Genomic DNA, 26,679 nt, shown 5'->3' on the forward strand with positions numbered 1-26,679 from the left:
TAGTGCCTCATTTTCAAAGTATCTTAAAGTACTATTAGTCAAAAACTACACAAGCAACTCAAAATACAATCCTTAGACACAACTACCTTGAAAGATAAATAGTCCGAAAAGCATAAAGTTAACATTTTTGTATACAAATTGTGAATAATTGTAACCAGCTAGAGCTAGTTTAAAAAGACCTTGCTAGTATGGGGAACTCACTTATTTTGATACTTTGATTTACGCTGATGCGGTATGCCTTCTCATTATTAACAGCTCTATGTTTTAGCACTTTGTTTGTTTGCCTTTCGGTGCAAGCAACACAGGCAAACAAGCATGCTGACGATTATACAGAGCAAGATATAACAACCGATCGTCTGCATTTGAGTTTAAGCGTGGGGGCTGGAGTTATAACCAACCCTTTGCATGGTGGAGATAATATTCCGCTCGTGCTTATTCCTCAAGTTGCGTTTTATGCAGAGCAATGGTTTTTTGATAATGGCCGTCTTGGTTATTCATTTTTGCAAACCCCTAAGCATCAATTTAATCTAGTTGGTGAACTCAACTCTGAGTCTCGTTTTTTTATAGACTGGCACCCTAAAAATGTATTTACACTACAAAGTAGTGCCCTCAACAATCAGTTCGTAATGCAAGATGAAGCCTCGTCCTCTCGCTATGTTGATATTGATAATTTACATAAACGGCAAATTGCACTCGATGCGGGTATTGCATATCACTATGTAAATGAAGACCATGTTTTTTCGGTTCAGGCTCTGCATGATATAACCGATGTTTATCGAGGTATACGCGCAGCATTACAGTGGCAGTATCATACTGTAATAGGAAAGCTCAAAATAAAGCCAACACTTGGAATAAACTATAAATCTGCGGAACTAAATAGCTATTTTTATGGACTTAATGAGGGCGAAACTCAATTTGGTAAAATAGACGTTGGTAGTAGTTGGCAACCTTATGCTAAAATCGACGCCCGTTGGCCACTGAGTAAGGCTGACTCTCTTCGTTTTCATGTAGCATATTATGACTATTCGGCTATGGATGGCAGTCCGCTCTTTGAACGTACTTATTCAATGACTGCATTTATAGGATTCGACCGTACTTTTTAATATGAAGTATTCAATATTAGTTGTGTTTATGGCCACTTTTTTTAGTGGCTTTAGTATGGCACAAATCCCTGTTTTTAATGTTTCTCCAAAAGTCTGCGTCGTTTCTGAACAGCAGGATTTTTGCGATCTTGATTTACAGTTTAAATGGCAATTAAATGCCTATAGTGATGTCTGTTTGTATCAGCAAGAGCAACGGCTTCAATGCTGGCAGCAGCAACGTTCAGGGCAATTTAATTATAAAGCGCGTGTTCAGGTGGAGACCATATACTCATTAATCAATCCTCATACGGGTGTGTTAATAGCAAAAACACAAGTTGAAGTACAAAGCGCCCATGCTAAAAAAAATAGGCGTAGGCTTCGCTCTCCGTGGAGCTTTTTTTAATTTAGGAGCAACTAATGCCAAAAATTTTACTTGTTGAAGATGATCTCGGTTTACAACAACTAACAAAAGATTACCTTGAACATAATGGCCTTGAAGTCGAAGTATTAGACCGTGGTGACGAAGTGTTTAATTACTTAGAAAACAATACACCCGATTTAATGATTTTAGACGTTATGCTGCCAGGTAAAGATGGCTTTAGCGTTTGCCGCCAAGTAAGAGATAAATTTACTCTACCAATTTTAATGTTGACTGCTAAAGGTGAAGACTTCGACCAAGTACTTGGTTTAGAGCTTGGCGCTGATGACTACGTTATAAAACCAGCAGAGCCACGTGTATTATTAGCACGAATTAATGCATTACTTCGTCGTGGGCAACCAATCGTAAAATCAAATGAAGAACTTCAGTTTGGTGATTTAGTTATTGATAAAACAAGCCGCATTGTAAAGCTAAGTGATTCAGAGATTGTATTAACATCACACGAGTTTGAGCTACTATGGTTATTAGCATCAAATGCGGGCGAAGTACTAAGTAGAGAACATGTGCACCAACATATGATTGGCCGTCAATACGATGGACTTGATAGAACTGTTGATGTACGCGTATCACGAATTCGTAAAAAATTAGGCGATAACAGCGATAAGCCGTATCGTATAAAAACTGTATGGGGACAAGGCTATTTATTTGTTTCTGATGCGTGGGATCTTTAGAACTATTTAAGGTTAGTCGGCTTTAATGGGAAAACTGTTTACCAGCTTATACTTATACATCATTGTTTCTTTGTTTGTAGTAAGTGGTGTTATAGAGCAGTTGTGGCCTTATGAAGAGTCGCAACAGCAAGTTCTCTTAGATGATGAGTTTGGGCAATCACTCTGGTTGCTCTCACAAACTCCAAATGGTCTTAAAAAATTAAAGCACAACTTTGAAAGTAAAGTGATTGAACGACGTGATTTAATACTCCCTCAAAAACAACAATCGCAGCTCAACCAAAACCACTACTTATACTTATACGATAAGCAACAACGCATTGTTTGGTATGTAGATCTCGGTAATGATTCATTACTTCAAGTAGGACCGGTCGGTGTATTAACGCCGCAATCATCTTCTGTTTGGCCCTATTTATTACTCCTTGTTATTGTTGGTATTCCTGTTGGGCTGTGGAGCTTTTTATTGTGGCGCGATTTTGCAAAGCTTCGTAAAGCATGTGAAGCGGTAGAGGGTTTACAAGATTTTCAGTTAAATGATTCTTCTAAGTCTTTCTTTTTACCCATCACCGATACATTAAAGGTAATGCAGCAACGTATTGAGTTTTTACTTAGTGCGCAGCAAGAACTTACCTCATCGGTGTCGCATGAATTTAGAACGCCACTAGCGCGTTTAAAGTTTGCAATTGTCATGCTACAAGAACAAATACTTGATGAAAAAGGCGAAAAATACCTAGTAAATATGCAAACGGATATTAGTGAGCTTGAGTCACTAGTTTCTGAAATGCTTGAATACGCGGGATTAGACTCTCAACAACCTAGTTTACAGCCAATAAACTGTGACTTAGCTGGGCTGGTAAAAACCACTGTTGAAAAGCTAAATTTTGAAGCTAAAACAATGCTCTCTATAAACCTCCCTGAGCATTTAAATTATTACTGTGATAGTCACTTTATGGCGCGAGTATTTCAAAATTTAATTGGTAATGCGCTCAAGTATACACATCAACAGGTTAAAATTTCCCTGAAACAAGAGGCAAATCACATTGTATTGATTGTTGAAGATGATGGTGAAGGGGTTGACCCGGCTGAGCGAGAAAATGTATTTAAACCTTTTACTCGCCTAGATAAAAGCAGGGGAAAAGGTACCGGTGGTTTTGGTTTGGGTCTCGCTATAGTTGCTAAAATCGTGTTGTGGCATCAGGGGGAGTGCACAGTTGAAAGCTCAAGTTTAGGCGGAGCAAAATTTATTGTGTGTTTACCTCTCACATTAAAGATATAAAAAAAGCGCCTAAAGGCGCTTTTTTTGCGGTTAAAAACCAAAATCAACAAGTAGCAATATAATAGACCGCGTACCTTCAAAAAAGTTCTCAACTATTTTATTTTTTTTCAAGTAATGGCATTAGCATTTGTTCAAGGCCATTTAGTTTTACTTCGTACATCATCGCAAGTTGGCTACCTAGCTTTGAATCTGGAAACCCTTGCTTGTTAAACCACACCAAATAAGGTTCTGGCAGAAGCAATAACGGGCGTCCTGCATATTTTCCAAACGGCATTGTGGTATTTATCGCTATTTTTAATTGTTTTGGATCCATAAAGATTACTTAGGTATTTAAAGTCTGGGTAAGTGTAAGGGATTTTAGAGATATAAAATAGGCTGTGACGGGCAAGAAACAGCCTATTTTTCGAGGGAGTAGGCCCTCTAATTTAATGATTTTATGTTAATTAATATAAACCTAGTTGAACATCAATTAGCTGGGATCTAATTAAGTTATTATTAGAACATGGGTTCTTATTTAACCAACATCGCTAGTCTACCTGTTTTTTATTGCTATGGAGAATTGGCTTGTAAAGGAATGTAAATAGAATTGTTTTTTATTTAAAAGCTAATAACAAAGCCTTAATTTTTTAAGGCTTTGTTATTTATGAACGTCATAAAAAGAGGTTATTCGTTGAACAGTTCTTGTTTAACATGCTCTGCAAAACCACTACCGGCCTCTAGGTAGAAGTTATAAGTAGAGTGAACACCCATTTCTTCTAGTTCTTTTTGCTGATCAGGGTAGTTGGCAATAGCCGTTACTTGGCCTTTATAACCAGAGGCTTGTAGCTGCTCTAGAGCAAAGATATTTTGCATATGCTTTGGCATTGCAAGCATAACCATTTCTACTTGTGAGTGATTTACTCGTTGCCAAAAGTCAGGGTCGGTTGCATCAGCAATTAATACGTTGCGTCCTCTGTTAACGTGTTTGTCCACCACTTCAGGTTTTATATCTATACCTGCAACAACATTTGGGTGAGTCGCGTTGATAGTCTCATAAGCACCGGTACCAATACGGCCCATACCAAAAATGACTATTTTAGTATCGTTAAGGTTAACGGGTAGCTCCTCAGCTAAACGTGTTTTACTTTCGAATTTTAATAGCCAGTGCTCTATTTTTACGTATAACTCATTTGAACGCTTATTAAGTGGCGAAGCAATTATAAAGGTAATAGAAACGGCAATTGCCATTACAGCGAGCCACTCAGAGGTGATCATGCCAGTAGTTGCAGCCACTGCACATACAATTAATCCAAACTCACTGTAGTTAGATAAACTAAAAGCGGTAAGTAATGATGTACGCGCGCGTAGTTTAAATACGTTAGTGAACACATAATAAAGCGCTATTTTAATAGGTAAAACTAAAACAAGTATAATGGCAACAATTAGTGAGTTAGTAGTTAGCTCTGCGCTTAAACCAATACTTAAGAAGAAACCGACTAACAATATGTCTTTTAAATTAAGCAAAGATTTTGATAGCTCACCAGCCTTTTTGTGAGGGGCAAACATCATTCCAATTATTAATGCACCTAAATCGCCTTTTAGGCCTGCAAATTCAAATGCATGATAACCAGCAACTAGAGCAAAGAAAAAACCAAACAATGGTAATAGTTCACCATGTTTAGATCGGTTCAACACGCCATACATTACAGGTCGTAATAAAGGCAAAGCAATTATTAATGCAATTGCCCATACATTTGGGACTTTGCCGGTACTAATAGCTAAAAAGATAACGGCAAAGATATCTTGCATTACTAATATACCAATGGCTATTTTGCCGTGTAAGCTTGCCATTTCTCCGCGCTCTTCAAGTACTTTTACTGCAAATACAGTGCTTGAAAAACTAAGTGCAAATCCAACCAATAGAGCACTTTGCCAACTTAAATCAACAAACAGTGGAATGGCGAAAATACCAAGTAGCAACATAAAGCCACTAAATAATGCACTACTAAAAATAATATGTAGAGTTGCAGGCGCCCACACTTGAGGTTTAATTAAGCTGTTTACCTTTAGCTTTAAACCAATACTAAAAAGAAGAAGGGTAACACCAAGAGCTGCAATTGCTTCGAGCAATTCGGTGCTTTTATAACCCGATAAATTTAAAGCAAAACCTGCTAGTAAAAAGCCAATAAGAGGAGGTAGTTTTAATTGATAAACAGCAAAACCACAAACAAACGCGGCGGCAAAATAGATTAGTTCCATAATTCTTAATATCACTTCATTTGGGATTGCAGTGTAACGAAAAATTTATACCATTGAAAATAAAAATAGACCTAAAAATGAACGCGTCTAATCAATTACTTGCCCCCACCACGTATAAAAAATGCACATTAAACACGTATTTAATCGTAAATAGTATGTAAATAACATTTTTTCACTGACAACCGCTTTTAAATATGGTTAAGATGCAATAACGAAGAAGTTTAAGCCGGAGCAAATAATAGAGTCGCTCAGCTTAAGGAGAAATATATGTTTAAAAAGATTTTAGCGTCGGTAGGTATTGGTGCTGCAAAAGTAGACACTATTTTAGAAACTGAACACCTACAACCTGGTCAGCTTTTTAACGCACAAATAGTCATTACCGCAGGTGATGTTAGCCAAGAGATTGCAGGGCTAGACTTATTATTAATGACCCGTGTAAAAGTGGCGGGTGATGATGGCGATTATTTTACTAATCATGTGATTGACCAATGGCGAATTACTGATATTGGTACAATTGAGCCTGGCGAAGTTAAAAATATTCCTTTTGAAGCACGCCTTCATTCTGAAACACCTATTACAGAAATCAATGCAGGGTACAATCAATCACATGTATGGCTAGAAACAGGCTTAGACATAGACTTAGCACTCGACCCAACAGATAAAGACCATTTACACATTTACCCTAATGAAGCCGTTAAAACATGTATGCAGGCAATGGAAAGATTGGGTTTTAGTTTGATGAAAGCGGATGTAGAAAAAGGTCACTTACGCGCATCTACTTTTCAGTCGTTATCTGGTTGTTACCAAGAGCTTGAGTATAAACCTAATAGTCGCAGCTTATTTGGTATTCAAGAGATTGAACTATCGTTTGTTCCTGAGGCGCATAAAACCCATGTACTAATTGAGCTTGATAGAGCTTTTAGAAGCGACGGTTATGTAGATTTAACCATAGAGCATGACCATGTAAATTTATCGCAGCTGTGTGACCAACTAGAGCGCTTATTTACTTAATATAAGTTAACTAAGCTAGCGAGTGATTTTAATAAACCCAGCCTAAGCTGGGTTTTTTGCTTATAGGATTTAATATGCAATTTAAATGTGAGCAGTTTGACTCTCTCGACTCCCGGACTCTCTTTTCTATTATGCGCGGACGTGTTGATGTGTTTGTTGTAGAGCAGGAGTGTCCTTACCCTGAGCTTGATGATGTGGATATTGCGTTAAATACAAGGCATTTATATACATTGGATAATGGACAACTACAAACTTACGCGCGATGCTATGAAAAAAGTGCACAATACTGCGCAATAGGTCGCGTGCTAGTGAGTGAAGGATCGCGTGGTAATGGGTATGCTACTTTACTTATTACTGAAGCTATAGACTGCTGCAAAGCACAATGGCCTGAGCGAGATATTTATATAGGTGCACAAACTTACTTGCTTGATTTTTACCGCTCTTTTGGCTTTGAGGGTTATAAAAGTGAATATTTAGAAGACGGTATACCTCATCAAGATATGATTTTAAAACTCGCTAAATAAATCCAATTTAAGCAGTTATAAAAAAGCCCACTAATGTGGGCTATTTTAATTTAAGACTATTTTAAGGCTAAGGTATTATTTAGCTCAATAGTGAGTGTAAAAACACCATACCAATAGCAAGTGGACATACAAACTTGGTATACCAAGGCCATATTTTCCAAAACAAGGTGTTATGGACCTCCGGATTACCTTCTTTAATTGCTTTAAGTAATGAGCCTCTGTACCAAATCCAGCCTACAAATAGACAACACATCAGGCCAAGTAAAGGCTGAGCTACTTTTGTAGTGAGAGTGATTACTAAGCCAAATAAGCTGCTAAGGTTACACACAATTGTAATGCTCACAACCGCAATGATTGCGCCAATTAGCCATGTAGCTTGAATGCGCTTCATTGCAAAGCGTTCCACAGTGTATGAAACAGGCGCTTCTAGCATTGAGATAGATGATGTCAAAGCGGCGATACTCATTAACGCAAAAAATGAAAAGCCTACAAATAAACCTACGTCGCCCATACCATCAAATAAAGCAGGGAGTACTTGAAACACTAATGTGTCTTCAGAGAGTAGTTTACCCGTTGTGGCAGAGAAAATTTCAACGCCTTGAGCTTGTGCTACATACATGGCCGGAATAATCAGTAAACCCGCTACAAAAGCTATAAATACATCAATAAGGGTTACATAAGCACCTAAAGAAACAAGGTTTTCTTTTTTGCTAATGTACGAGCCGTAAATAATCATTACGCTAGTACCAAGCGATAACGAGAAGAAGGCTTGACCGAGTGCACTAACTAATAACTGTGCATCAAAAATAGATGAAAAATCAGGAACCAAATACGCTTTTAAACCTTCCATTGCGCCATCTTGTGTCATTACGTAGGCAATGAGCGCAAATAAAATACCGAGAAGAGCGGGCATTAATCGTTTAGACCATTTTTCAATCCCGTTTTCTACACCTCTACTGATAATAGCGACAGTTAGTACAATGAAGACGAGAGTGAATATAATGTTTCGAGTAAGTGATTGCTCGCTTAGCCATGTCGATGCTGTGTCGGCGCCGACTAAAGTGGCTATGGGCTCAGCTGTAGCACTAAGCATCCAACCTGCAACAATGGCATAAAAACTGAGTATAAAGCCAGCACATAAAATACCGCCAAAACCAACAATAAAGGCAAAATGTTTTTGCCATGGCTTATTAGATATTTTTTGAAGTGATGAAACCGCATTTGCTTGGCCATGACGGCCAATCATCAGCTCAGCCATTAAAGCGGGGTAGGCTAAAAAGAACGCAAGCACTAAATATGCGACTAAAAATGCAGCACCGCCATTACTGGCTGTTTGTGTAGGGAATCCCCAAATATTGCCCAAACCAACGGCAGAACCCGCGGCGGCCATAATAAAACCAAAGCGAGAGCTAAACTCGCCTCTAACTGCGCTCATATTATTGTACTTCTCTATTGTGTGACGGCGCTGACAATCTACTGGAAATGTAAATAAATAAAAAGTGCTTATTTGCTGATACTGCACAATTTAATAAGTAGAGTGTATGTAATATCTATCTGTTTTGATTATTGTTATCGAGACGTTTAAAATAACGAGTTGATTTTGTTTAATAATTGTTAATTACAGTCTGTAAGAATTGCTTTACGGGTTGTGGTGCTGAGCAATAATAAGAGTAAAGCACGCCCCGCCTAATTGATTACTTTTAGTCACTTTAACACTACCGTGATGCCAGTCGGCTACTTTAGCTACAATAGCTAAACCAAGCCCATAACTTTTATCGGCTCTGTTTCGGTGATCTTCTTCTCTAAAAAATGGGCTAAATACGTTACTAAAGTTTTCCCGTGCGATACCAGGGCCGTCATCTTCTACCGTTATTATAAGCTGCTGCTCATGTAACTTTGCGCTTAAGTATATATATTGATTAGCAAAATCACATGCGTTAGTTAATAAGTTAGTAATTGCACGCGCAAGCCAGTGAAGATCTGCATTTATTATTTCATCAGTGCTATTGAGTTGTACGCTAAGCATTTGCATTTCAAGCTTAGGGGCAAGCTGTATCAAAATATCTTCTAAATAGAGTTTAATATTTGTTGCAGAATAAGTGAGCTTGTTGGCGTTTTGCTCAAGTGTGGCAAATGCTAAATAACTACTAAGCATAGATTCCATATGATCTAAATCATTTTCCATACGCATTAAATACTGTTTTATTTTTTGCTCATTGTGACTATCTAATGCGGCATCTAAACCAAAACGTAGACACGCAATAGGGGTGCGTATGTCATGAGATAAGCTTGAGGCCATCAGTTTATTTTCGGCAACAAGTTTCTCTATTTGGCTAGCCATGCGGTTAAAGGTAAGCTCTACATCTTTTATATAGGTAAAGTGCGATACTTTTATACGTGCTTGAACATTACCTGAGGCAAACTTTTTAGCGGCTTCGTTTAACACAGTTAATCGTTTTGCTAAGGGCGCAATAATAAACCCCATAAAGACACATAAGCCTGCGTAAAATAGCAGGGTAAGTACAATGTCATTATGCTGCTCGATATCAACTATTTTGTCTAAACGCATTGATAAATGAAAAGGGTTTAAAACGGCGCTGCTATAAAGCATATAAAAGCCCTGCTGATCTTCTAAAATCAGTCCACCCGGTGTATGCATTTGTAATAATAAAGATGGTGGTAAAGCAAGTGATTCATTTGGCTTGTAATCAATTAAAATATCAAACTCTAGCGCCAGTTGTTTTACGTAATCGCTGCGCTCAGATGTGGGTATATTAGCTAACTGCTTGCTAAAACCCGTGATCATTTTACTTTGCTGACTAAATTCATCCTGTGGGGTATGCGCTTGTTGACTAAAAGCATCAATAAGCCAGCCCAATACCACTATAGATAAAAGCGCACTGCCTAGAAGCGATATATAAAACTTTTTCATTTATTGATTCATCACTTTATTACCACGCAGTAGAAACAAGTAAATATCCACGACCCCAAATAGTTTTAATCTTTTCTGGATTTTGTGGGTCATCATTAAATTTTTTGCGTAGTGCAGAAATAAGTACATCAACACTTCTATCAAGTCCGTCGTATTCTCTGCCTTTGGTTGCTTTAAATACAGCATCACGAGAGACCACTTGGCCCGCATTGCTCGCGAGATAATGAAGCAGTAAATACTCAGCGCTTGATATATTTATGTCTTGCTCGTTAAGTTTTACATTACGAGACTCGGTATCAATACTAAGCGTACCAACTTGAATAACACTTTCGTTAACGTGTGGGGTATTAGATTCATTATTTTGACGCAGGGCCGCTTTTATACGCGCTAGTAATGCACGAGGGCGTACAGGTTTCATTATGTAGTCGCTTGCACCTACTTCTAGACCAATGACTTCATCCATTTCTTCATCGCGAGCAGTAAGCATTATGATAGGCGAATTATAAAAACTACGAAGCTCCCTACATACGCTTATGCCATCTTGCCCCGGGAGCATAATATCAAGGAGCACAATATTTGGGTTTAACGTTTTTACCTGGCTAACAACTTCGTCACCTCGATGACAAACATGCGTTGTGTAGCCTTGCTCTGTTAAATATTCAGCAACCCATTGAGCAAGTGATACATCGTCTTCAACAAGTAAAATAGTGCCGTAGTTATCCATAAAATATCCTTAATGCGATTGGTATTAAAATAGTCGCCAGCGGCGCTTTTTTTGCCTGTTTTGATATACCCATTGAAGCTTTACTTCGGCAATACTTATTATTTTAGACGTATTGCTATCAAATAGTTCAAACGAAATGCTTTGCTGTGAGTCAAAAGCATAATTAAAAGTACCACTTTGTTGTTTAAGCCAACATTGCATTATGTACTTTGAGGTGGCGTCACGTAGGCAGTAATTACCAATAGTCGGTTGCTCCCATGTAAGCGTAACATCGGCATAGCAATTTCGCCCTTCGCGCAGTGCAACGCAGGTGTCGGGTAGTGCGATGAGTGCCTCAGGAGGCTCCTGCGCTTTAACAGTAAAAGTACTGGGGAAGATCAGTAATACACAGATCCATCTAAAATACATAACGTAGGCCTACCTTGGCTTTATGTTGATATCCCTGGGAAATAATTGGGCTGTCGTCAATTTCTTTTGAAAACCATGTTGTAAGCCAGCCGGATAAAAACACCCAATCTTGGCTTATTGGGTACTCAGCATGGAACTCAAAAATAATACTAGTACTGGCATTGCTGCTATAAACCGGGCGAAGCCTGGTGGCTTCATCGCTATCAATACCAAAGTAATAATTGGTAAAGTCAGCAGAGTAGGCGCTTAAACCAACACCTGATCTAAACTCCCAGTTTCGCCATGGCAAAATATGACTAAAGAAGCTATTTATAACCCAGCCGTTGTGTGCGCCAGATACATCATGGAGGTATTCAAAGGAGAACTGTGAGTTTTCAAATCGGCGAGAAAGTCGAAGGCCAACATCAAAGTCGTAATTACGTTTTTTTATACCTTGGAGTTCTTTTATAACACCATGGTTATAAAATCCGAGGCCTTTTTCGTCAAATCCAGCTTGAGTATTTGTGCCTAATATATCTAGGCCCCAATCAAATTTATCTATAAGACTGTAGCCTATTACAAGGCCGCCACTGAGTTGATTGTGATCGAAATCAAGGTAAAATTTATCGTAGGAAACAGCAAGGCTTAAGTCGATTTCAGTGCCTTTATCGTAAGATTCGATACCGACTAGGTAAGAATCTTCAATATAAAAACCAGCGCCTGCACTCCAGTCCCACGCAAAACCTTGAGTTGGCTCTAACGTATTATCTGCATAATAGCGGTTACTTGCCATACTCGGTGTGCTAAAAATGCAGCAAAAAAGCAGTGTTATGCTCAGTAAAGTATGGTTAAGCAAAGCGTTTCTCATCCCTAAGGGCCTAATTATTATTTGTTATTAAGCGTAGTATATTGTTAATTCGTTCCTTTAATCTGTAAAAAAATGTAGTAAGTATAAATTTACTGAACTTTAATTTTATCGATTAATATACTGCTTAGGTAAAACTGCATCATAGGTGTTAATGCGCTTACTTCTGTTCTGTTACATGGACCGCTAAGTTTGGTAAGGCTAGATAGTTTTGACAATGTTTTGTACTGAGGAATTTGAATATCTTTTCCAAGTCTTTCAATACGCGCTTCATCAGTGTTTTGCTGATGAACAAAAGCAACAACCTCAAGCTCATTTGTTATTTTTTGCTCTTCAGTGAAATTGTAAATTAGTGGTTCACGATGAAAACTTGCACTGTCGATAGAGGATTTAGCAAACCAAACAACATCACCCGACGCTTTGTGTGTAAGACGCATACTAACTTGTGCAAATATTACAGCGCACTGCTGGGTTGGATATTGCTGTGCAATATTTGAGTATAAGGGAAAAGGGTTCTCTGGTTGCTTTATTGCGTACTTGGTATCGTCTGTGAAAGTTAAGTCAAGCTGTTGAATAGTCAGTGTATAGTCGCTGTTGTTTTTAGTTGTTACTTTTAGCTGTTTGTCGTTAAGTGCTTGGCTAATTTGCGATAGAAGTTTATCGGTTACACTTGCCTTATCGGTAATAATTTTTACTGTTTGGTTTCTAACTACCTTATGTGCAGGAAGTTGAACGGATTTAACTTTTGGAGATGAGTGTTCTGTGGTGTACTCAAGCTGGTAGGTTTGACTTTTTAATGTTGGCTTTAATGGCACAGCCAGTGGCTCGGCCGGCTGCTTTGTAAGAGTACAACCAGTTGATAATATAACAAAAAGTGACACAACTAAAAAACGCATAAGTACTAAACACTCGCTAAAAACCAAATAATCGTCGTATTGTACGTTAGTCCAAACAAAACTTCATGATATTATCTACATAGATGTAGTTAAAAAGATAAAATTTATAAAAATGAAGTATCTCAAATCTTTATTGTATAGCCTACCTGCTTTGTGTTTGTTGTTTAGTTCTTTGAGTTTTGCAGCAAAAGCAGATCCTGATTGGGATGCATTCGTAAAAAAGTACGGCCGTTACGCACAAAAAAAATTAAAAAGTAAAGGTATACCCGGTGCAGCCCTTTCGATTGTAAATATAAGCAACTCTGATTACATCCACACCATAGGTGTTACTAAAACACGCAATGGGCAAAAAGTTAATAAGCATACTCGGTTTAGGCTCGCGTCTGTTTCTAAAACATTCGCAGGTTCGTTATCAGCTAAATTAGCCAGTGATGGCTTACTTGAATTAGACAAAGCTGTTAGCGAATACATAACTGATTTTAAAGGGACTGTTTATCAAGATGATTTAAAGGTGTTTCATCTTTTAAGTCATTCAAGTGGATTAGTGCCCAATGCATACGATAACTTAATAGAATCTCGTATGGATTACCCCGGAATTGTCGAAAAGTTACTTAGCGTTAAACCTATTTGCAAACCAGGTGAGTGCTATGGCTATCAAAACGTAATGTTTAGCCTTATAGGTGATGTAATATTGCAAAGCACCGATAAAAGTTACGGACAGTGGTTACGAGAAGCTATTTTTGAGCCTTTAAAAATGAGTGATGCCAGTTTAGGCTTTGAATCAATGACGAATGACAAAAATTACGCGCTACCGCACGTGCGTGGTAAAAAACGTTGGTATAGCGCTAAGCTTAAAAAAAATTACTATAAAGTGAGCCCAGCAGCCGGTGTAAATGCGAGCGCAAGTGATATGGCTATTTGGTTAAAAGCGCAGTTAGGGCAATATCCTGATGTTTTGTCATTGGATACGCTGGCAAAACAAACACGCCCATACACTCACACAAAAAAAGAAATGTATCGCAGGGTGTGGAAAAAACACCTTAATGAAGCCTATTACGGTTTAGGTTGGCGTGTTTATAACTATGCCGATGAAACGCTTTATTATCATAGTGGTTGGGTTCAGGGGTATAGAAGTGATGTGGTTGTATTTCCTCACTTGAATATTGGTTTTAGCTTAATAGTTAATGCTGAAACCGGCGTAATCAATGAGCTAACGACTGAATTTATCGACAGGCTATTAGAATACAAACGAGGTAAAAAAATATGAAGAATAAAATAATATTAGCAATCATTTTTTTAGTCATGTCATTTAATTGTAGTTTGGCATTTGCAGCACCTAATGAGATATATTTATTTCGTCATAGCGAAAAGTTAACGGGTAAAAACCCTGAGCTATCAGAGGAAGGGAAGGCACGTGCAAATAATTTAGTTACGTTGTTTAAATGGCATCAAAATATACATCTTTTCAGCAGCAACTATAACCGTACTCTACAAACAGCAGCCCCTTTGCAGGAATATTTTAATACAAATATAAATATTTATGATGCAGGTGAGCTAAATAATTTAAAAAATGAGTTACTAAAACTAGAGGGCGTAGTTGTTGTCATTGGGCACAGTAATACAACACCAGAACTGGCCGAACAACTCTCGAATGAAAAAATGCCTGCTATGAGTGAAACACAATTTACCAAGTTCTTTATATTGAATAAGAAGCCCAGTAGTAATGGCAGTGACTATGATGTAACCCATCATAAAATGAGTTTTTAATTTAAAAGCGTTAAATAATAAAAAACCAGCATTAAGCTGGTTTTTCAATTTAAACGTACTAAATCCTTAAATAGGATTAATTAGTTACGCGGTAAATGTATTTTTTTCTCAACGCTTTGACGATAAAGCACAATAGTGTGACCTATCGTTTGTAGCTTAGTCGCACCAGTTTCACGTACGATTGCTTCAAAAATAAGTGCTTTTGTTTCACGATCGTCAGTTGGAACTTTAACTTTGATTAATTCGTGAATTTCTAATGCACTTTGAATTTCTACTACTACGCCCTCGGTTAAACCGTTAGAACCTAGTAAAACTACAGGCTTAAGGCTATGTGCCTGACCTTTTAAAAACTGCTTTTGTTTGTTTGATAATGTCATGTTTATACAAATTTTGCTGAATATGGCTTGAATTAAGGGTATTCTAACGCCATCTAGAGAATATTACTAATTAGTTGCGTGTTAATTTATGACAAATAAAAAACAGTCAGCCAGTTCACAGCGATGGCTGAAAGAACATTTTGATGATAAATATGTTCAAGAAGCGCAAAAAAAAGGCTGGCGTTCCCGAGCGGTTTTTAAATTAGATGAAGTACAAAACAGAGATAAAGTACTTCGTCCAGGTATGACCGTTGTTGATTTAGGGGCGGCTCCAGGAAGTTGGTCTCAATATTTGGCTGAAAAAGTAGGTGACAAAGGCCAAGTGATCGCGTGTGATATATTACCAATGGATTCACTTGCGGGTGTTGACTTCTTACAAGGTGACTTTCGTGAGGAGGCTGTATTAAATGCGTTGTTAAAACGTATTGATGGTAAAAATGTTGATGTGGTACTCTCTGACATGGCACCAAATATGAGTGGCAATAACTCAGTAGATCAAGCCGGTAGTATGTATTTGGTAGAACTTGCGCTAGATATGTGTGCTCAAGTACTAAAGAAAAATGGCGCATTTATTGTTAAAGTTTTCCAAGGAGAAGGCTTTGATCAATACTTGCAAGATGTACGTAATAGTTTTAAAGCAGTGAAAATACGCAAACCTGATGCCTCACGTGCCCGTTCTCGGGAAGTATATATAGTAGCGACTGGATACAAACTGTAGTACAGTTGCTTGGCGTTTAGTTGAATTTAAATTAATTGGATACAAGAGGTTAACCCCTTGAGCGATATGGCGAAAAATTTAATACTATGGCTGGTGATTGCAGTTGTGCTGATGTCAGTCTTTCAGAGCTTTAATGGCGGCGAGCAAGTTGATCGTCAAACAAGTTACACTCAATTTGTGAAAGATGTCCGCAGTGGCTCTTTGCAAGAAGTTATTATCGACCGTGGTACAGGAAATATTACTGGTACTAAGAGCAGTGGTGAGCGTTTTCAAACAACGATGCCAATGTACGATGAAGACTTAATTAATGATTTACTTAAAAATGATGTAAATGTGAAGGGTGTACAACCTGAAGAACAATCATTCTTGGCAAGTATATTTATTTCTTGGTTCCCGATGATACTGCTTATAGGTGTATGGATATTCTTCATGCGTCAAATGCAAGGCGGCGGCGGTAAAGGCGCTATGTCATTTGGTAAGAGTAAAGCTCGCTTAATGAGCGAAGACCAAATTAAAACAACGTTTGCTGATGTTGCAGGCTGTGATGAAGCGAAAGAAGACGTTACCGAATTGGTCGACTTTTTACGTGACCCATCGAAATTTCAAAAGCTTGGCGGAAGTATTCCTAAAGGCGTATTGATGGTTGGTCCTCCAGGTACCGGTAAAACGTTGCTTGCAAAGGCTGTTGCTGGTGAAGCTAAAGTTCCATTTTTTACAATTTCTGGTTCAGATTTTGTTGAAATGTTTGTGGGTGTTGGTGCGTCACGTGTACGTGACATGTTTGAACAAGCTAAAAAAGCGGCGCCTTGTATTATCTTTATAGATGAGATTGATGCTGTAGGTCGTAAACGTGGTGCTGGTATGGGCGGCGGTAACGACGAACGTGAGCAAACACTTAACCAAATGCTAGTAGAGATGGATGGTTTTGGTGGTAACGAAGGTATAATCGTTATTGCAGCAACTAACCGTCCTGATGTATTAGACCCTGCGTTACTTCGTCCGGGTCGTTTTGACCGTCAAGTTGAAGTGGGTTTACCTGATATTCGTGGTCGTGAGCAAATACTTAAAGTACACATGCGTAAAGTGCCATTAGGCGATAACGTAGAAGCGGCTCTTATAGCTCGTGGTACTCCTGGTTTCTCGGGTGCTGATTTAGCAAACTTAGTAAACGAAGCTGCACTTTATGCTGCACGTGGTAATAAACGTGTTGTAAGTATGGCTGAATTTGACGCTGCTAAAGATAAAATCATGATGGGCGCAGAGCGCAAGACCATGGTGATGAGCGAGCAAGAAAAAGCAATGACTGCGTACCACGAAGCAGGCCATGCAATTGTTGGTCGTATGGTGCCAGAACATGATCCAGTTTATAAAGTATCTATTATTCCACGTGGCCGTGCGCTAGGTGTAACAATGTACCTACCAGAACAAGATCGTGTTAGCCATTCAAAAGAGCTCTTAGAGTCAATGATTTCTAGCCTCTATGGTGGTCGTATTGCTGAAGCACTTATTTACGGTGCTGATAAAGTAACAACGGGTGCAAGTAACGATATTGAACGAGCTACAGACATAGCGCGTAAAATGGTTACGCATTGGGGTTTAAGTGAAAAATTAGGTCCGTTACTTTACGCTGAAGATCAGAACGAAATGTACATGGGTGGCGGCGGTAGTCGTTCATCTAGCATGTCAGACGACACAGCTAAAATAATCGATGCAGAAGTACGTTTATTTTCAGACCGTAACTATCAAAGAGCGGAAGCAATATTAAAAGAAAATATTGATATACTTCACTCAATGAAAGATGCGTTAATGAAATACGAAACTATTGATGCTAAGCAAATTGATGATTTAATGGCACGCCAACCAGTACGTGAACCGCGTGATGCACATGATCGTCATGAAGCAAAACCGGTAAAAGCGGAAGAACCTCAAGAGCCAGTTGTTGACGAAAGTCAAAATACTGATGATTCATCTAAAAAAGATGAAACAAACCTTGATGACAAAGCTGAATAATCGTTAAAATAGTTAATGAAAGCCCCGAACTTCGGGGCTTTTTTGTATCAACTATTTAGAAATAATTATAAAGGTTGGCAATGACTAACACATTAAAACTCCCGAGAGGGCGTACGCTTAATCTTGAAAAGCCCGTTATTATGGGAATATTAAATGTAACGCCGGATTCATTTTCTGACGGTGGGCAGTTTTTAGATCCCCAAATAGCGTTAAAGCGCGCAGTGCAATTATTAGATGACGGTGCGACAATTTTAGATATAGGGGGGGAGTCAACCCGTCCAGGCGCGCCAGATGTTAGTTTAGAAGATGAACTTGCTCGCGTGATCCCTGCAATTAAAGCGATACGTCAGCACAGTGACTGCGTTATATCAATTGATACCAGTAAAGCACAGGTAATGGAACAAGCAATACTTGCAGGGGCAGATATAGTCAATGATGTTAGAGCTTTGCAAGAACTAGATGCTTTAGAAACGGTTGCGCAATATGAAGATGTAGCAATTTGTTTAATGCATATGCAAGGGCAGCCCCGCAGCATGCAATCGGCACCTCATTACGATAATTTGTTTGCAGATATAAATATGTTTTTTAGTGAACGCATTAAAGCGTGTGAAACAGCGGGGATTAAGTTTGAACGACTTATTCTAGACCCAGGTTTTGGATTTGGAAAAACGCTTAGCCATAATTATCAAATATTGGCTGGGTTTGATGATTTTAATAAATTAGGTTTGCCATTATTGGCCGGATTATCTCGTAAATCGATGATAGGTAATTTATTAAACAGAGATACAAATGAACGGTTAGCGGGCAGCTTAGCGGGTGCGTTAATCGCAGCGCAAAATGGCGCAAAAATTATTCGTGTACATGACGTAAAAGAAACCGCAGATGTACTTGGTGTATATCAAGCCTGCGAACAAGGAATTGCATAATGAAAGAAAGAAAATATTTTGGCACCGATGGTGTGCGTGGGCTAGTAGGTGCAGCGCCTATTAACCCTGAGTTTGCAATGAAGCTAGGCTGGGCTGCTGGGCGTGTATTATCACAAAGTGGTACTAAAAAAGTTATTATTGGTAAAGATACGCGTATTTCGGGCTATATGCTTGAAACTGCACTTGAGGCTGGTCTAATTGCCGCTGGTATTGATGTTGTATTATTAGGTCCTATGCCGACACCGGCCGTTGCTTATTTAGCGCAAACATTTCGTGCTGAGGCCGGTATTGTAATTAGTGCCTCACATAATCCGTATTACGATAACGGTATTAAGTTTTTCAATGGTCAAGGCTTAAAGCTTGATGACGCAGTAGAGCTTGAAATTGAAGCTATGCTTGATGAGCAAATGACATGTGTTGCCTCAGATAAATTAGGTAAAGCATCGCGTTTAGTCAGTGCGGATGGCCGGTATATAGAGTTTTGTAAAAGCCAGTTCCCACAAGGCCTATCTTTAGAAGGTCTTAAAATTGTTGTCGATTGCGCAAATGGGGCTACTTATCATATCGCACCTTCTGTTATGCGTGAACTTGGCGCAGAAGTAATAACACATGCGTGTGAGCCTAACGGCGTTAATATCAACCATGAATGTGGCGCTACTCACGTAGATACCCTTAAACGTAAAGTGCTTGAACTTAAAGCCGACGTAGGTATTGCATACGATGGTGATGGTGACCGCGTGATGATGGTTGATCATAATGGCCGTGTTTTTGATGGTGATGATCTGGTTTATATTATTGCTTGCCAAGCAGCCCAAGATGATAATTTGGGTGGTGGTGTAGTTGGTACTGTTATGTCTAACATGGGCCTTGAAAACGCTTTAAAAGCAAAAGGTATCGAGTTTGCTCGCAGTAAAGTGGGTGATCGCTATGTTATGGAATTACTACAGCAAAAAGGCTGGAAAATTGGCGGTGAGAGCTCAGGCCATGTACTAAATCTGGACTTAATTAGCACGGGTGATGGTATTATTTCAAGCTTACAAGTACTTGCTGCTATGGTTGCACAAAATCGTACATTGCAAGACTTAGGCGCTGGTTTTACCAAGTATCCAATGAAGATGATTAACGTTCGTTATACAGCTGGAACTGACCCGACAAAAGCACCAGAAGTGCTTTCAGCTGTTGCAGAAGTTGAACTTGCTTTAGGCGATAAAGGGCGTGTTTTACTGCGTAAGTCAGGCACTGAACCTGTGGTTCGTGTTATGGTTGAAGCCGAGCAAGAAAAGATTGTAATCGACAGCGCTCAAAAAATTGCAGCTGTTGTAGAATCTATGAGCAAACAAACTGATTAATAACAATAACCTCTTGTAACTTTGGGCGAGAAAAGTTAATATCTCGCCCGCTTTCTAATGTGGAGTGGATAATGGCAATACGCAAGGCGATGGTCGCAGGCAACTGGAAAATGAATGGCTCTTTAGAGTTAGTTAAACAAATGTCTGACGCTATTAACGATGTAAAATCACAAGAGATGGACATTGTTTTATTTCCTCCATTCCCACTTGTACCAGCAATGGTAGCTAGCGGTGTTTCTACAGGGGCTCAAACTGTTTCTGAAAATACACCTGGCGCATTTACTGGTGAAGTTGATGCGCAGCTTATAAAAGATTTAGGTGCAACTTACGTACTCGTTGGTCATTCTGAACGCCGCAGTATTTATAACGAAAGTAATGCAGCAGTCGCTGAAAAGTTTGCTAGAGCACAGCAAGTTGGGTTAACACCAATATTATGTGTAGGCGAGAGCGAAAGTGAGCAAGAAAACGGTCAAACCGAACAAGTAGTTGCTGCACAAATTGATGCAGTAATAGAGAAATTAGGTGTAGCAGCACTGAAAGATTCTGTGATAGCATACGAGCCCGTTTGGGCCATAGGCACAGGTAAGACTGCATCGCCAGAGCAGGCACAAACTGTTCATAAATTTATCCGTGACAAAATTGCATCACTTGATAGCAATTTAGCACAAGGGCTTACCATCTTATATGGTGGTAGCGTTAATGAAAAAAATAGCGAATTATTATTTGCACAAACAGATATAGATGGCGGCTTAATTGGCGGCGCAAGTCTAAAAGCAGAATCTTTTACTGCAATCTGTAACAGTGCAAAAGGGACTGTATAAGATGTACGAAATTTTATTAGTAGTTTATTTAGTTGTGGCTTTGGCTCTAGTTGGAATGGTTTTAATTCAACAAGGTAAAGGCGCAGATATGGGTTCTTCATTTGGCGCTGGTGCATCAGGCACAGTTTTTGGTTCGTCAGGTGCTGGTAACTTTATGACAAAAACAACCACAAGCTTAGCAACGGTATTTTTTGTTTTAAGCATTGTGTTAGGTAACTTAACCGCTGGTCAAATTAAAAAGACTGACGAATGGGAAAACCTAGAACAAGCTCCAGCAGTAGAAACGGTAGTTCCTGTTGAAGAAGATGTTCCAGTAACATCTACGAAAGGGCAAAGCTCTGACGTGCCGAACTAATTTAGCGTAAAGCTATCGTTAAACGATTTATCCTCCTCAAATGAATCAATATGTTTAACACCTAAGCGAAAGCTTAAAAATGCGGATGTGGTGGAATTGGTAGACACGCCACCTTGAGGGGGTGGTGCTTTAGGGCATGGGGGTTCAAGTCCCCCCATCCGCACCAAATTGTGAAAACCAGTAACAGAGATGTTACTGGTTTTTTTGTGCCTGAAATATATTGTGAGTTTTTTGAACATCATTTGCTTGTCGTGAAATAATTCTTCTATTTATTAGAAAAAACTAGAAATATTACAAATTTAGCTCACACTTATAGATATCAGGCCGATAATAGATATAGACAATAAAATAAGGTAATAAAGCATGGCTTCAGGCTTCTCTTTTCAAAACTTAAGCATCACTAAGAAAATACATGCTATTACATGTATTGCGGTAGTGGCTTTTGTAGTGATCGTATTGATAAATTATTTATCAATGAATGATAACAAGGTTTCACTTGATGAAATGGGCAGTTCATCATATAAAATAGTAAAAATAACGTCGGAGAACGTAGGGCTTTTAGAAAAGCTTGACGAGCTTTATACTCAAGCAGTTACGTTCGGTGAACAAGACATTATTATTAAAGCAGATAATGTTTATAGTACTATTGAGTCTAATATTACCTTAATAACGCAGCTTAATAATTCCTACATTAACAGTGATATTATTAATGAGTTGTCAGATTATGAAAAAATATCCTCAAGTATTGCTACAGGTATGGTCAATGGAACTGCTGATTTTAGTAAAATACAGCAACAAGCGCAGCTTAAAACAAATTTATATGGATCTGTTTTAGAAAGCTTTAAAGGTGCCCAACAAAAAGCTGATAATCGTTTTTTCGAACTGGTTGCCAACACCAAAGCGCGTTCTGATGAAGCATTAACTCTAATGTTAGTTGTATCCATTATCTCATTAATTTTATTATTGTTTATGGCTATATGGATTGCTAAAAATATAGGTTCATCTGCTAGTGATGCAGCTAATAACCTTAGCTTATTAGCAAGCGGCAATGGTTCTTTAAGCACACAACTATCTGTTAATTCAGAAGACGAGATTGGCCAAGTTTCTATTAACTTCAACGCATTTATTTCTTTACTAAGAGAGACGGTTCTTGAAGTTATTGCCGTATGTGAGCCTTTAATGGAAAACTCAACACGACTAGTTCAAGGTATGGAACAAGCTGAGCGTGCTACAACAAAGCAAACCACTGATGCTGAAATTGTTAAGCAATCTATGGAAGAAATGAAGCAGAGTGTAGGTGATATATCTCAATCTGCAGCCAGTGCTTCTCACGCAGCAGAAACCGCCGAAAAAGAAGTCGAACAAAGTCGTACACAAGTTAAAATGTCAGTCACTGTTTCTCGCACGTTAAGCAACGAAATAAATCAAGCCGCTACAACTATAAATAAGCTTGCAGATGACACAAAAAATGTATCGCAGATTTTAAACGTTATTACTTCTATCGCTGATCAAACTAATTTACTTGCTCTTAACGCTGCGATTGAAGCTGCTCGTGCCGGTGAGCATGGACGTGGCTTTGCCGTAGTTGCTGACGAAGTTCGTGAATTAGCGTCCCGTACGGCACATTCAACTAACGAGATCCGAGAATTACTTGGCGCATTAACTACCGCTGCAAATGAGTCTGTATCCGCTATGACTTCAGCACGAGACATGGCAACAGATAATGCTACTGCCGCAGAGAAAACAGGTATTTCAATAGAGAAAATAGCTGAGCAGATGCTAGAAATAAATGGAATGAATTCGCAGATTGCAGCAGCAACTGAGGAGCAAACTTCTGTTGCTGCTATGGTTGTTGAAAACGTATCTAATATGCATGTATCGTTTGAGGATACGATGAGCTCTCTACTTGCTGTTCGTGATGTTGCCAAAAATTTACATTACCTCTCTGATAATTTACTCGATGCAACAGCTAAATTTAGAATAGAATAATCTTCCGCTTTATATAAAGATCACCCCAAGGGCGGTCTTTATAGCAACGTTTAACGATTAGAAAGCCGCAATAACTTTTACTATAATCGTTAATTTCAGAGCTACTTAATATAGCCAATAACGTCGCTCTATCAGTTGCGAAAAAATAAAGAGCTGCTTGAGCAGGTTCCCATTTTTCAGGTTGAGTATCTAAAGTTTTTCATAATATCTTCGAGGTTCATTGGTGTGGATTGTGATACGGCAATAATTTCGAAGTTAAATTTTCAGTAGTGCATATAGCCTTAGGAAAGACGGAGCGTCTGAAGTGTAATTATTCCCCTTAAATAGGTAATAATGATGCATAAATTATAAACACTAAACTCGCACTGCCCTTTAAACTCATCCTAGTTACGATTAACCCTTTGTTACCTACATGGAGGTAACAAAGAGTATGAGCAGAGCACAGAAGCTTGTTAGTTTATTCTCACATGGATGCAAGTTACTAGGGCGTGTTGATCTTCCGTGATTAATTTTGCAGCAGACTGTTTGGTATTTAGGCAAGGCAGAGCCTATGTAGTGTGGTTATTCCCCATAAATTGGCGATAACGCAGCATAAATGCCAAACATGCGCTGCCCTTCGGGTTCTTTCTAGGGACGATTAAATCTTTGTTGCTCGATTTTTACTTATTCTTACATGGATGTAAGCCAGTAGAGTAACGCAAGAGCAGTTACCGAGCCGACTAGGTTACAAACCTCGTGCCGCGGTTAAATCGCCCCTAGATTGAACAAATTTCAATCCACAAAGAACAACACGCCCTAGAGTAACGCAAGAGTATTTACCGAGCCTACTGTGTTATAAATTTCACGCCTAGATAGAACAAAGTTTAATTTTGAAAGGTCAACGGCTCTAATATGTTCATATAAAAAATTCAAAATAGACATTAGACTAAATTAAATGAAACAAGTTCAATATTTATTTAAAAAAAAACAAATGTAGACTATAATAGCATCAGATAATCAAACGAAAAGGTTGGTTTTGTTTAGGTGTACAAGGGAACTTGCTAAACAGAAACTAACTAAATCAAGGGATCAATATGAAATACATTTATATCTGTTTAACTTTAACTTTAATATTATTACCGAACTTTGCTCAAGCGTCAGATGATTTTAAAATATCTGGTTTTGCAACTTTGAGTGCATCAAAAACGAACAAAGAAAACGTACAGTTCATTCAAAACAATACACTACCAAGTGGTTCAGAAGACCACTGGAGATTTGATAACGATACTGTGATAGGCTTGCAAGCTCAATATAAGTTTACAAATGACTTGTCTGCTGTAATCCAAGTCTTGTCACGTCGTAATTACAAAAATAATTACCAGCCTTCATTAGATTGGGGGTATATTAGCTACAAATATAGTCCAAATCTTCGTTTAAGAGCGGGTCGATTTGTATCACCTGTATTTTTAGGTTCAGATACGCGTAATGTTAATTATTCTAACGTTTGGGTAAGACCTGTTATAGATTTATATAGCCAAGCTACAATAAATAATGTTGATGGTGTTGATGCTATATATAGTAACTATATTGGTGACGGCGATGTGTCGTACCAAATACAGGCTTATGCAGGCAAGTTTGATAAACTATATTTCCCTGGTAAAAGTTATATCAAATTTCATCATATGGCCGGTTTAGTTGGTACAGTACAGTACGACTCATGGACTTTCAGAGCTGGATACATGAATGCTCAACATTCAACTATTAGCGCAGAAGGCGAGTATGTGCCTGGTAATATGAGGATGTTAGTAAGTACTGACCATCAACTGGGATTAAACATTGACCCTTTGAACGACAACTGTGCAGTAGGTGCATGTTCTGAAGTTATTCCAAATGCAGCGGATGTTTTTAGTATTATCCAACGTAAACGTAGACCATTCAACCTTACAAGCCTTGCTGTAGTATACGATAATGGCAGTTACTTTGGTCAATTTGAGTGGGCACACAGAGAAGCAAGATCTTCTTTAGCTAACGGTATAGCTGCTTATGGAATGGTTGGATATAGATTCGATTCACTTACGCCTTATGTTGGCTACTCATATGCTAAGTCTTTAACTGAAAATTTTAAACTAGATGTTGATGCCGATATAAAAGCTAGCCTTGATTCTCAAGTTGTTGGTTTAGGTAGTGAGCCGCTTGATCAATATGTTGTAAGAAATTCAAGTTCACGTTCAAATACAATTACAGCGGGTCTTCGTTGGGATTTTTACAAAAAAATGGCATTGAAAATGCAATTTGATAGTTTCCGTCCTCTAAATAACGATGGCTTTGCGACTGGTGGTTCAGGTTTTAGAAACCTTAGCAATGAAACACTTTCAGCTACTGGTAAAAACATTATTGTATCAACTGTATCGCTAGATATTATTTTCTAAAGGAATAATCTATGAAAATCTTTAAATCAATTTTATTCTTATTAATTTTATTGTCTATTATGATGACTACAAGTAATGCGGCATTATCTGTTGTTGTAAATAAAAGTAACACATCAGAGATTTCTGAAGCTCAAGTGAAAAATATATTCATGGGTAAATTAGGACAGTTTAGTGATGGAACTGAAGCCGTACCTGTATTGTTCGAAGCCGGAAAAGGTGCTAGAACTGCATTTGATGACACTGTTTTAAAAAGAAACACGTCTCAAGTAGATGCAGTATGGTCAAAGCTTATTTTTACAGGACGAAGAACGCCTCCTTTACAAGCTAAAGATGTAAATGAAGTTTTGAAAGAGGTTAGCTCTAATCAAAAGGCTATCGGCTATTTAGAAACCAGTGATGTGACAGATAGCGTAAGAGTAATAGCTACTTTCTAATATTTGAGTTAATTCAATATATCAGAACTCTCGTAATACTAATTACGAGAGTTTTTTATGTGTAAAGTAACGTGGGTTTAGATAGTGAGTAGCTTGCCCTGGTTTCTCTTAATTTAAACTTGTGCAACCCTTCCTAAATAAGAAAAAATTAATATACTAAGCGTTGCATTAAACTAATTAACGAGCACCTCTTACTCAAGCAAAAAATCCTTCTATAACTACCTTCTACCTTTATGATATATGTGCTCTGTTAATAATTTAAATTTCTAAGGCTAGATTGCCTACTATTATATTTGAGTCACTATTTAGCCAAAATAAATCTCTTAACAAACTATCAATAATGGAAAAAAGTTATCCTCCATCATTAGTAGAGGTAAGTAAGTATTTAAGTCGCAATATTAAGCGAGAAATTTTGCAAGGTAAAAGAGCTAAATTACTTTTACCGCTTTTAGAGGGAAGTACTTGGACTCTATTGCTTATATA

The 26,679-nt window shown here is 38.3% G+C and carries 26 protein-coding genes and 1 tRNA gene; 18 read left to right on the forward strand and 9 right to left on the reverse strand.

Features of this window, described 5'->3' with window-relative positions; translation table 11 throughout:
- Positions 1-290: 290 nt before the first annotated feature.
- From I6F53_RS01725 to I6F53_RS01740, 4 genes are read left to right on the forward strand one after another with little or no spacing between them, the layout of a single operon-like run.
- Positions 291-1,103 (forward strand): MipA/OmpV family protein, encoded by an 813-nt coding sequence (locus I6F53_RS01725; protein WP_197238275.1) that lies wholly within the window; start codon positions 291-293, stop codon positions 1,101-1,103.
- A 1-nt stretch (position 1,104) separates the two neighbouring features.
- Positions 1,105-1,485, forward strand: a complete 381-nt coding sequence (locus I6F53_RS01730; RefSeq protein ID WP_197238276.1) for a DUF3019 domain-containing protein — start codon at positions 1,105-1,107, stop codon at positions 1,483-1,485.
- A gap of 14 nt (positions 1,486-1,499) precedes the next feature.
- Entirely contained in the window at positions 1,500-2,192 is a 693-nt protein-coding gene (locus tag I6F53_RS01735; protein WP_197238277.1) for a response regulator, read from the forward strand.
- Between the two features lie 25 nt (positions 2,193-2,217).
- A complete protein-coding gene (locus I6F53_RS01740) occupies positions 2,218-3,465 on the forward strand; it encodes an ATP-binding protein (RefSeq protein WP_197238278.1) in 1,248 nt (415 codons plus the stop codon).
- A gap of 97 nt (positions 3,466-3,562) precedes the next feature.
- Here the strand turns inward: I6F53_RS01740 and I6F53_RS01745 are convergent, their stop codons facing one another.
- Positions 3,563-3,778, reverse strand: a complete 216-nt coding sequence (locus I6F53_RS01745) for a DUF3820 family protein (RefSeq protein ID WP_170071858.1) — start codon at positions 3,776-3,778, stop codon at positions 3,563-3,565.
- A 350-nt stretch (positions 3,779-4,128) separates the two neighbouring features.
- A complete protein-coding gene (locus I6F53_RS01750; protein WP_197238279.1) occupies positions 4,129-5,703 on the reverse strand; it encodes a cation:proton antiporter family protein in 1,575 nt (524 codons plus the stop codon).
- A 267-nt stretch (positions 5,704-5,970) separates the two neighbouring features.
- Between I6F53_RS01750 and I6F53_RS01755 the strand changes: the two genes are divergently transcribed.
- Together I6F53_RS01755 and I6F53_RS01760 are read left to right on the forward strand one after the other, a co-directional pair.
- Positions 5,971-6,714, forward strand: coding sequence for a sporulation protein (locus I6F53_RS01755; RefSeq protein WP_197238280.1), 744 nt, complete (start codon positions 5,971-5,973; stop codon positions 6,712-6,714).
- Positions 6,715-6,788: 74 nt separating this feature from the next.
- Entirely contained in the window at positions 6,789-7,238 is a 450-nt protein-coding gene (locus I6F53_RS01760) for a GNAT family N-acetyltransferase (RefSeq protein ID WP_197238281.1), read from the forward strand.
- A gap of 79 nt (positions 7,239-7,317) precedes the next feature.
- Here the strand turns inward: I6F53_RS01760 and I6F53_RS01765 are convergent, their stop codons facing one another.
- From I6F53_RS01765 to I6F53_RS01790, 6 genes are all read right to left on the reverse strand, one after another.
- Positions 7,318-8,673, reverse strand: a complete 1,356-nt coding sequence (locus tag I6F53_RS01765) for a sodium-dependent transporter (RefSeq protein WP_197238282.1) — start codon at positions 8,671-8,673, stop codon at positions 7,318-7,320.
- Between the two features lie 204 nt (positions 8,674-8,877).
- A complete protein-coding gene (locus tag I6F53_RS01770; protein WP_197238283.1) occupies positions 8,878-10,170 on the reverse strand; it encodes a sensor histidine kinase in 1,293 nt (430 codons plus the stop codon).
- Positions 10,171-10,189: 19 nt separating this feature from the next.
- Positions 10,190-10,894 (reverse strand): response regulator transcription factor, encoded by a 705-nt coding sequence (locus I6F53_RS01775; RefSeq protein ID WP_197179291.1) that lies wholly within the window; start codon positions 10,892-10,894, stop codon positions 10,190-10,192.
- Positions 10,895-10,918: 24 nt separating this feature from the next.
- Positions 10,919-11,302 (reverse strand): DUF3019 domain-containing protein, encoded by a 384-nt coding sequence (locus I6F53_RS01780; RefSeq protein WP_166421238.1) that lies wholly within the window; start codon positions 11,300-11,302, stop codon positions 10,919-10,921.
- Entirely contained in the window at positions 11,292-12,074 is a 783-nt protein-coding gene (locus I6F53_RS01785; protein WP_231616508.1) for a MipA/OmpV family protein, read from the reverse strand. The genes I6F53_RS01780 and I6F53_RS01785 overlap by 11 nt, the downstream gene beginning before the upstream one ends.
- Positions 12,075-12,238: 164 nt before the next feature.
- Positions 12,239-13,042: a hypothetical protein gene (locus tag I6F53_RS01790; RefSeq protein ID WP_197238285.1), complete on the reverse strand. Its 804-nt coding sequence runs from the start codon at positions 13,040-13,042 to the stop codon at positions 12,239-12,241.
- 112 nt (positions 13,043-13,154) lie between these two features.
- Between I6F53_RS01790 and I6F53_RS01795 the strand changes: the two genes are divergently transcribed.
- Together I6F53_RS01795 and I6F53_RS01800 are read left to right on the forward strand one after the other, a co-directional pair.
- The gene (locus tag I6F53_RS01795; RefSeq protein WP_197238286.1) at positions 13,155-14,309 is read left to right on the forward strand and encodes a serine hydrolase domain-containing protein; all 1,155 of its coding nucleotides are present in this window, start codon (positions 13,155-13,157) and stop codon (positions 14,307-14,309) included.
- On the forward strand, positions 14,306-14,809 hold the full coding sequence (locus I6F53_RS01800) for a SixA phosphatase family protein (protein ID WP_197238287.1): 504 nt from the start codon (positions 14,306-14,308) through the stop codon (positions 14,807-14,809). The genes I6F53_RS01795 and I6F53_RS01800 overlap by 4 nt, the downstream gene beginning before the upstream one ends.
- 80 nt (positions 14,810-14,889) lie before the next feature.
- Here I6F53_RS01800 and yhbY read toward each other — a convergent pair whose 3' ends face one another.
- Positions 14,890-15,186: a ribosome assembly RNA-binding protein YhbY gene (gene yhbY / locus I6F53_RS01805; RefSeq protein ID WP_002963153.1), complete on the reverse strand. Its 297-nt coding sequence runs from the start codon at positions 15,184-15,186 to the stop codon at positions 14,890-14,892.
- Between the two features lie 88 nt (positions 15,187-15,274).
- Between yhbY and rlmE the strand changes: the two genes are divergently transcribed.
- The 10 genes from rlmE to I6F53_RS01855 all read left to right on the forward strand — a co-directional run bounded on the left by rlmE (position 15,275) and on the right by I6F53_RS01855 (position 26,196).
- Entirely contained in the window at positions 15,275-15,904 is a 630-nt protein-coding gene (rlmE, locus tag I6F53_RS01810; protein ID WP_197179309.1) for a 23S rRNA (uridine(2552)-2'-O)-methyltransferase RlmE, read from the forward strand.
- Between the two features lie 66 nt (positions 15,905-15,970).
- Positions 15,971-17,914, forward strand: a complete 1,944-nt coding sequence (gene ftsH, locus I6F53_RS01815; RefSeq protein WP_231616509.1) for an ATP-dependent zinc metalloprotease FtsH — start codon at positions 15,971-15,973, stop codon at positions 17,912-17,914.
- Positions 17,915-17,994: 80 nt separating this feature from the next.
- Positions 17,995-18,840 carry a dihydropteroate synthase gene (folP, locus tag I6F53_RS01820; RefSeq protein WP_197238289.1) on the forward strand — a complete coding sequence of 282 codons (846 nt, stop codon included), beginning with the start codon at positions 17,995-17,997 and terminating at the stop codon, positions 18,838-18,840.
- Positions 18,840-20,189 carry a phosphoglucosamine mutase gene (glmM, locus tag I6F53_RS01825; protein WP_007586638.1) on the forward strand — a complete coding sequence of 450 codons (1,350 nt, stop codon included), beginning with the start codon at positions 18,840-18,842 and terminating at the stop codon, positions 20,187-20,189. Before folP ends, glmM begins: the two co-directional genes overlap by 1 nt.
- A 71-nt stretch (positions 20,190-20,260) precedes the next feature.
- Positions 20,261-21,010 carry a triose-phosphate isomerase gene (gene tpiA / locus I6F53_RS01830; RefSeq protein WP_197238290.1) on the forward strand — a complete coding sequence of 250 codons (750 nt, stop codon included), beginning with the start codon at positions 20,261-20,263 and terminating at the stop codon, positions 21,008-21,010.
- Position 21,011: 1 nt separating this feature from the next.
- Positions 21,012-21,365 carry a preprotein translocase subunit SecG gene (gene secG, locus I6F53_RS01835; RefSeq protein WP_149591809.1) on the forward strand — a complete coding sequence of 118 codons (354 nt, stop codon included), beginning with the start codon at positions 21,012-21,014 and terminating at the stop codon, positions 21,363-21,365.
- An 81-nt stretch (positions 21,366-21,446) separates the two neighbouring features.
- A tRNA-Leu gene (locus I6F53_RS01840) sits at positions 21,447-21,531 on the forward strand.
- 197 nt (positions 21,532-21,728) lie between these two features.
- A complete protein-coding gene (locus I6F53_RS01845) occupies positions 21,729-23,354 on the forward strand; it encodes a methyl-accepting chemotaxis protein (RefSeq protein ID WP_197238291.1) in 1,626 nt (541 codons plus the stop codon).
- Positions 23,355-24,427: 1,073 nt separating this feature from the next.
- Complete coding sequence (locus I6F53_RS01850; RefSeq protein ID WP_197238292.1) at positions 24,428-25,762, forward strand: hypothetical protein; 1,335 nt, start codon at positions 24,428-24,430, stop codon at positions 25,760-25,762.
- Positions 25,763-25,773: 11 nt separating this feature from the next.
- The gene (locus I6F53_RS01855; RefSeq protein ID WP_197238293.1) at positions 25,774-26,196 is read left to right on the forward strand and encodes a substrate-binding domain-containing protein; all 423 of its coding nucleotides are present in this window, start codon (positions 25,774-25,776) and stop codon (positions 26,194-26,196) included.
- Positions 26,197-26,679 lie beyond the last annotated feature (483 nt).

The sequence above is a fragment of the Pseudoalteromonas sp. SWN29 genome (assembly GCF_015864465.1).
Lineage (GTDB): Bacteria > Pseudomonadota > Gammaproteobacteria > Enterobacterales > Alteromonadaceae > Pseudoalteromonas.